At 73.1% G+C, this 6739-nt stretch carries 7 protein-coding genes; 1 reads left to right on the forward strand and 6 read right to left on the reverse strand.

Features of this window, described 5'->3' with window-relative positions; genetic code table 11:
* Positions 1–59: 59 nt before the first annotated feature.
* Genes RH94_RS02975 through RH94_RS03000 form a run of 6 tightly spaced genes read right to left on the reverse strand, consistent with a single transcriptional unit; the run spans position 60 to position 5885 of the window.
* On the reverse strand, positions 60–1307 hold the full coding sequence (locus RH94_RS02975) for a cytochrome P450 family protein (RefSeq protein ID WP_073946099.1): 1248 nt from the start codon (positions 1305–1307) through the stop codon (positions 60–62).
* A complete protein-coding gene (locus RH94_RS02980) occupies positions 1304–2533 on the reverse strand; it encodes a cytochrome P450 (protein ID WP_073946100.1) in 1230 nt (409 codons plus the stop codon). Before RH94_RS02980 ends, RH94_RS02975 begins: the two co-directional genes overlap by 4 nt.
* On the reverse strand, positions 2530–3183 hold the full coding sequence (locus tag RH94_RS02985; protein WP_199880855.1) for a GTP-binding protein: 654 nt from the start codon (positions 3181–3183) through the stop codon (positions 2530–2532). The genes RH94_RS02980 and RH94_RS02985 overlap by 4 nt, the downstream gene beginning before the upstream one ends.
* Positions 3164–3511: a DUF742 domain-containing protein gene (locus RH94_RS02990; RefSeq protein WP_073946101.1), complete on the reverse strand. Its 348-nt coding sequence runs from the start codon at positions 3509–3511 to the stop codon at positions 3164–3166. Before RH94_RS02990 ends, RH94_RS02985 begins: the two co-directional genes overlap by 20 nt.
* Positions 3508–3915 carry a roadblock/LC7 domain-containing protein gene (locus RH94_RS02995; protein ID WP_073946102.1) on the reverse strand — a complete coding sequence of 136 codons (408 nt, stop codon included), beginning with the start codon at positions 3913–3915 and terminating at the stop codon, positions 3508–3510. The genes RH94_RS02990 and RH94_RS02995 overlap by 4 nt, the downstream gene beginning before the upstream one ends.
* Positions 3912–5885: an ATP-binding protein gene (locus RH94_RS03000; protein WP_073946103.1), complete on the reverse strand. Its 1974-nt coding sequence runs from the start codon at positions 5883–5885 to the stop codon at positions 3912–3914. Before RH94_RS03000 ends, RH94_RS02995 begins: the two co-directional genes overlap by 4 nt.
* A 309-nt stretch (positions 5886–6194) precedes the next feature.
* Between RH94_RS03000 and RH94_RS42095 the strand changes: the two genes are divergently transcribed.
* The coding region (locus RH94_RS42095) for an FAD-binding oxidoreductase (protein WP_234425503.1) at positions 6195–6739 on the forward strand (545 nt) is incomplete at its 3' end.

Genomic DNA, 6739 nt, shown 5'->3' on the forward strand with positions numbered 1-6739 from the left:
GGGAGGGGACCGGCGGTGGGTCGTCCGCCCGCCTCGGCGCCCGCACCGGCGCCCCGGGATCAGCCCCCGAGCTTCACCGGGAGCTCGTACAGGTCGTTCTGGGTGACCACCGGCTTGTTGCGCAGCTCGCTCGCCGGGACCGCCAGGTCCAGATCCGGGAAGCGTGCGTACAGGGCGGGCAGGGCCACGCCCGCCTCCAGGCGGGACAGGGCCGCTCCGGGGCACACGTGCGGGCCGTGGCCGAACGAGATGTGGCGGTTCGGGGTGTCCCGGGTGATGTCGAAGGCGCCGGCCGTCGGACCGTGGGCCTGCTCGTCGCGGCCGATCGCGGCGTACGACACGATCAGCGCGTCCCCGGCCGGCAGGACCCTGTCCCCGACCGGTACGTCCTCCGTGGCGAACCGGATCAGCACGTGGGACGTGGGGGTGGAGTACCGCAGGGTCTCCTCGATCACCGCCGACCAGTCCGCCCCGCCGGCCAGCACCAGCGCGCGCTGTTCGGGGTGGGTGGAGAGGTTGACCACCGCGTTGACGATGAGGGAGATCGTCGTCTCGTGACCGGCCGCGATCATCAGCTGGAGGGTGGAGACGATCTCCTGGTCGGTGAGGCTGTCGCCGTTCTCGGACGCCTGGATCAGCGCGGAGGTCAGGTCGTCGCCGGGGTTCTCGCGCTTCTGCGCGACCGTCTCGGCCATGATTCCGGCCAACTCGGTCAGTGTCGCGACGACCTCCTCCGGCGGGGTCTGCGTCGAGAAGAACTTCTCGAACAGCTCCTTCAGCCGCGGCAGCCGCTCCTCCGCCAGCCCCATCAGGTCGGCGATGACGTACATCGGCAGCGGGTACGCGAACATCGACTTCAGGTCGACCGTGTCGTCCTTGTGCTCGGCGACGCGGTCCAGCAGCCCTTCCGTCAGCTCCGTGATCCGGGCGCGCATCCGCTCCACCCGGCGGGGCGTGAGCGCCTGGGCGACCAGGGTGCGCAGGCGGCGGTGGTCCGCGCCGTCCACGGTCAGCATGGACCGGCCCGGGTTGGCCAGTCCGATCAGCGGCCAGTCGGGGGCGATCTCGCCACGCTGCCAGGCGCCCCAGACGTTGATGTCCTTCACCAGCCGGGGGTCGGTGAGCAGCTTCTTGGCCTCGGCGTGGTGCGTGACCGCCCACACCGGTACGCCGCCCGGCAGCATCACGGGCGTGAGGGGTCCGGCGGCCCGCAGCGCGGCGCTCTCTCCGTCCAGGTCGGAGACGAACGGGTCGAGGTGGATGCGGGACTGTCCGATGTCCGTCGTCGTGTCCATAGCAGCCGTCATGCGAACCTGCCTCCAAGGGAAGGGGTGGGAGTGAACGTGACCGGAAGTTCGGACAGCCCGCGCAGCCACGGCGACGGGCGGCGGGTCAGGGACGCGGCCGGTACCGCGAGGTCGATGTCCGGCAGCCGGTCCAGGATCACCTCGATGCCGGTCCGCGCGATCACCTCGGCGATCTCCTGCGCCGGGAACGGGCAGCGGTGCTCCCCGTGGCCGAAGGAGAAGTGCGCGCTGTTGCCGCCGGTCAGGGCCGAGCCGTCGGTACGCACCTGGGGGTCGGAGTTGGCACCCTGGAGGCCGAGGAGCAGCATGTCGCCGGCGCGGATGCGACGACCGCCCAGCTGGGTGTCGCGGGCCGCCCAGCGGCCGGCCACGTTCTGTGTGGGGGTGTCCTCCCACAGCACCTCGTTCATCGCCTCGGCGACGCTGTTGCGGCCACCGAACAGGGACGCGGCGAACCGGCCGTCCGTCAGCATCAGGCGCAGGGAGTTGCCGATCCAGTCGGCGGTCGGCTGGTGTCCGGCCGCCATCATCACCATCAGGTCCTGGCAGATCTCCTCCGCGGTGAATCCGGAGGTGTCGGCGAGCATCCGGGACACGACGTCCTCGGCGGGCTTCTCCTTACGGCCGGCCACCAACTCCGTCATCGACGTGAACAGGTGGGTCTGGCCGGCGATGGCCCGCTCCCGGCCGTCGATCATGTCGTTGAGGGCGGTGACCAGGGCCGGGCCCTCCTCGTCGGCGAAGCCGTAGAGGCGGGCCAGTACGCGCACCGGCAGCAGCATCGCGAACTCGGCGACGATGTCGGCGCTGCCCCTGGGACAGATGCCGTCGATCAGCTCGTCGGCGAACTTCTCGGCGTAACCGCGCAGTTCGAACGGGTCCACGGCCTCCAGCGCGGTGATCAGCATTCCGGCCCGCTCGCGGTGCCGCTCGCCGACGGTGTACAGGATCGACGGCTGCTTACGGCCGATCATCGGCAGCAGCGGCCAGTCGTCGGGGATGTTCACCCACTGGTTCCACAGGTCGGAGTCGCGGCTGAACAGCACCGGGTCCCCGGTGATCTGGTGCAGCTCGCGGTAGCCGAGCACCAGCCAGGCCGGTACGTCGCCGTCGAGCAGGACCGGGACCACGCTGCCGTGCTCGCGCCGCATCTCCCGGTACACCTTGGCCGGGTCGTCCTGGAGCAGGGGACCGCTGAGGTGGACGGGGGCGGGGGTGGGGTTCACACCAGCTCCTGACGGGGGGCTCGGGAGAGGTCGGCGTACAGAGCCCGGATGTGCTCCACCAAGGTGATCAGCACCAGCTTGCTGGATTCCCGGGATCGCGCGTCACAGGTGACCAGCGGCACGTGCGGATCGAGGTCGAGGGCCTCGCGGATCTGCTCCGGCGTGAAGGCGGGGCCGCCGAAGTCGTTGCAGGCCACGATGAACGGCGTGCCGTGTTTCTCCAGCCGGTCGATGGCGTACCAGGAGTCGTCGATGCGCCGGGTGTCGACCAGGACGACCGCGCCCAGCGTGCCGGAGAACAGCCGGTCCCACAGGAACCAGAAGCGCTCCTGACCGGGTGCCCCGAACAGGTACAGCACGTTGTGCGAGTCGAGCGTGATCCGGCCGAAGTCGAAGGCGACGGTGGTCGCGGTCTTGCCGCGCACCCCGCTGACGTCGTCGACGGCCTCTCCGGCCCGGGTCATCGTCTCCTCGGTGTTGAGGGGACGTATCTCGCTCACCGAGCGGACCATCGTCGTCTTGCCGGCGCCGAAGCCGCCCACGATCACGATCTTGAGGCCGTTGTCGGCCGACGCGTCCAGCGGTGTGCGCGTCTCGGAGGTCGTGCGCGGCGCGGAGGTCGTGCGCGGCTCAGAGGTTGCGGAGTCCAACGAGCACCTGCTCCAGGATGTCGGGGTCGGGAACGGCGGCCTTGCGGGGATGGCGGGCGCTGACGCGGCCCGCCGCGAGGAGGTCGGAGAGCAGGATGCGGGTGATGCTCACCGGCAGTTCGAGTTCGGCCGCGATCTCCACGACCGCCGCGGGGCGCCCGGTCAGCCGCAGGATCGCGGCGTGCTCGGACTGCATGCCGGGCACCGGATCGCATTCGGCGACGACGAGGGTCACCAGGTCGAAGGGGTTGTCGGGCCCGGACCGGCTGCGTCCCTGGGTGAGGGTGTAGAGCCGGTCCGGGGCGTCGTCCCGGCCGGGCCTGCTCATGAGGTGCGCGGCGGCGCGGTCAGGTGCTCGCCGAGTTGCTCCACGACCTCGCTCATGTTGTGCCCGATGAGCCCGACGTCCGCATCCTCGGTGGTGACGACGGCCAGGTGCGCGCCCTCGCCCGCCTCCACGATGAACAGCACCCCGCCGTAGAACTCGGTCATCGCGGACCGGACGCCCCCGCTGCCGTCGCCGAACTCCACGGACGCGCCGTGCGACAGCGACTGGATGCCCGCGGCGATCGCGGCGAGCTGGTCGGCCCGGTCGGCGGAGAGTTCCGGGGTGCGGCACAGCTTCAGGCCGTCCCGGGACAGCACCAGGGCGTGCCGAGCACCCGGCGTGCGCTCCAGAAGGCCTTCCATCAGCCAGGTGAGCTTCTCGTCGGCGGTTGTCGTGCCGGTCATGAGGTGGTGTCGCCTTCCGGGGTCATGGGGGTGGTCCGGGGTTCGGTGGTCCGGGGTTCGCTGGTCTGGTCGGGGGTGGTGCCGGAGGTCCCGGCGGTCGTACCGGCGTCGGCGGCGGCCTCGGCGGTGGTGTCGTCCGGGGTGGTGGCGCGTACGGCCTGGCGGAAGCTGCTGAAGCGGGCCGTGCGGGCCTTGGTCTCCTCGGCGGTCGGGGCCGGCCGCTGGACGGCGGTGCGACCGGCGGAACGTGTGCGCTCGGCCTCGGCGAGGGTTCGGCCGCGTCGGCGGCGCGGGAGGCTGAGCAGGGACGCGTCCGTGCCCCGGGCCGGGGATTCATGGGTGGGTACCGGGTCGGGGTCGAGGTCGTCGGCTCCTGCGCGGGACGCCGCGTACGAGTGGCCGGGGGCCGGCGCGGGGCGGGAGGTGGCGCTGGGCGTCGCGCCGCGTTCCGCCGGGGCGGTGTCGTACGAGGCGGCGTGGCGCGTTTCCGGTTCCACCCCGTCGGTGGGGCGGGCCGGTTCGTCGGCCGGGAGGGTGCCGCGGCGGCGGGGGAGGCGCAGGGCGGACGGCTCGGACGCCGTGGCCGCCGGGATCTCGTCCGCGGGCGACGTGGACGGTGCCGGCGTGGCGGTGGGGAAGGCCGGCGTGGCGGTGACGGGCGGCGCGGCGGTGACGGGCGGCGCGGCGGTCGTCGTGGTGGCGTCGGCGGCCGGGGGCCTGGGCGCGTCCGGCGATACGAGGATGTCCTGCGGGACGAGCATCAGCACGCCCGTGCCGCCGCGGGCCGAGGGGCGGTAGGAGATCCGGAGGCCGTATCGCCGGGCCAGCCGGCCCACCACGGTGAGTCCGAGCCGCGTACCGGTGAGGCCCCCGAGTCCGGTGGACTCGCCGGAGACCGCGCGCTCGGCGCGACGCAGCTGGGCCTCGCCCATGACGAGCCCGCTGTCCTCGACGGACACGATGACCCCGGCCGGCACCTCCTCGACGTAGACGTGGACCTCGGCGGTCGGCGGTGAGAAGTTGGCCGCGTTGTCGAGGAGTTCGGCGAGCGCGTGCATCACGCCCTCGGCGGCGTGCCCGGCGACGGCGATGTCGCTGGTGGAGTGGGCGCGGACGCGCTGGTAGCCGTTGATCCGGCCCATGGCGCCGCGCAGGATCGACTCCATGCCGATGGGCCGGGCCCAGCGGCGACCCGAGCGGGCGCCGGTGAGGACGGCGACGGAGTCGGCGAGCCTGCCTGCCTGGGCGGTGCGATGGTCGAGGTGGAGGAGGTCGGCGAGGACCTCCTCGTCGTGGTGCTTGTCCTCCATCGCGCGCAGGTCCGCGAGCATGCCGGTGGACAGGGCCTGCATACGGCCGGCCGCGTTGGCGGTCGCGGACAGCGCGGCGGCCCGGGCGTTGTTGGCCTCGCGCAGCCGGGCGGCCAGCCGCGCGCCCTCTGCGACGAGCCGGTCCCGGTCCTGTGCGAGCCGGTCGCGCTCCCCGCTCAGCCGGGCCTGCTCCTCGGTGTGCTCCTGCGTCAACCGGTCGGTGCGGGCGGCGTGTTCCTCGGTGAGCCGCTTGAGTTCGGCGGCGTGGTCGTCCGTGAGCCGGGCCCGCTCCTCGGCGAGCTCCCGCGCCAACCGGGCGGTGGCGGCGTCGTGCTGCTCGGTGCGGCGGTCGCGTTCCGCCGCCAGGTCCTCGGCGAGGCGGGTCCGCTCCTGGAGCAGCCGTCCGACGTCCTGGGTGACCGCTTCCAGCCGCCCGCGGGCCGCCCGCGCCGACAGGACGGCGTGCGCGGCCACCGTGACGGCCGCGCACAGCAGCAGGGCGGCGGTCACCCCGGCCGCCGCGAGCGGACCGCGCGCGGACTCCGGCCCCAGGAGCACGACGGCGGTGACCGCGACCGCGGCGAGCACCGCTGTGAGCAACGGGACGGGGAGCAGGCTGCGAGGGGTGGGGCGGTCGCCGGGGAGCAGGGGGGAGGTCATCAGTCAGGGTCCTCGGTCGGGTCCTCGGTCGGGTTCGCGGTCGGGTTCGCGGGCGTGCGCCGTCGTCTGCGCGGCCCTCGCGCGGTTCGATGAGGTCGCCGGACCCGGTTCTGGATCGCTTTTGAACGAGGACCGACAACTGTGCGCAACTCGCGGTCACTATATGGGAGTTCGTGATCGCCTAGGAGGTATTCCGGTTCTATTCAAGGGAGTTGGTCCAACCCGGAGGGGACCGGTTCCCGTCCCGGGTGCCGCGCGGGGGTGTGCGCGGTCACGGGTGGCCCGTCCGCCGAGAGGCATCCTGGGGGGATGAGGGATCTCCGGGAACTGCGGACCGGGCTGCGGGCGGCCGTGCGCGGTGAGGTGGACTTCGGCACCACCGCGCGGGCGCTGACGACCATGGACGCCTCCAACTACCGCCGGGTGCCGCTCGGCGTGGTGGCTCCACGGGACGCCGACGACGTGGCGGCGGCCCTCGCGGTCTGCCGGACGTACGGCGTCCCCGTGGTGCCGCGCGGCGGCGGGACGTCGATCGCGGGACAGGCGACCGGCACCGGAGTGGTGCTCGACTTCACCCGGCACATGAACCGCCTGCTGTCCGTCGACCCGGAGGCGCGCACGGCCGTCGTCCAGCCCGGCCTCGTCCTCGACCGGCTCCAGGAGGCCGCCGCACCGCACGGCCTGCGCTTCGGCCCGGACCCCTCCACCCACAGCCGCTGCACGCTCGGCGGCATGATCGGCAACAACTCCTGCGGCTCGCACTCGGTCGCCTGGGGGACGACGGCGGACAGCGCCCGGGAGCTGTCGGTCGTCACCCTGCGCGGAGAACGGCTGCGGCTGGGACAGGGGTGGGC

It is taken from the genome of Streptomyces kebangsaanensis (genome assembly GCF_001906585.1).
In the GTDB taxonomy this organism is placed as follows: Bacteria; Actinomycetota; Actinomycetes; order Streptomycetales; family Streptomycetaceae; genus Streptomyces; species Streptomyces kebangsaanensis.

Excerpts from the sequence above, each read along its gene's own strand:
- RH94_RS03000 (WP_073946103.1), bottom strand. The coding sequence starts at position 5,885 with ATGACCTCCCCCCTGCTCCCCGGCGACCGCCCCACCCCTCGCAGCCTG.
- RH94_RS02990 (WP_073946101.1), bottom strand. The coding sequence starts at position 3,511 with ATGAGCAGGCCCGGCCGGGACGACGCCCCGGACCGGCTCTACACCCTC.
- RH94_RS02975 (WP_073946099.1), bottom strand. The coding sequence starts at position 1,307 with ATGACGGCTGCTATGGACACGACGACGGACATCGGACAGTCCCGCATC.
- RH94_RS02995 (WP_073946102.1), bottom strand. The coding sequence starts at position 3,915 with ATGACCGGCACGACAACCGCCGACGAGAAGCTCACCTGGCTGATGGAA.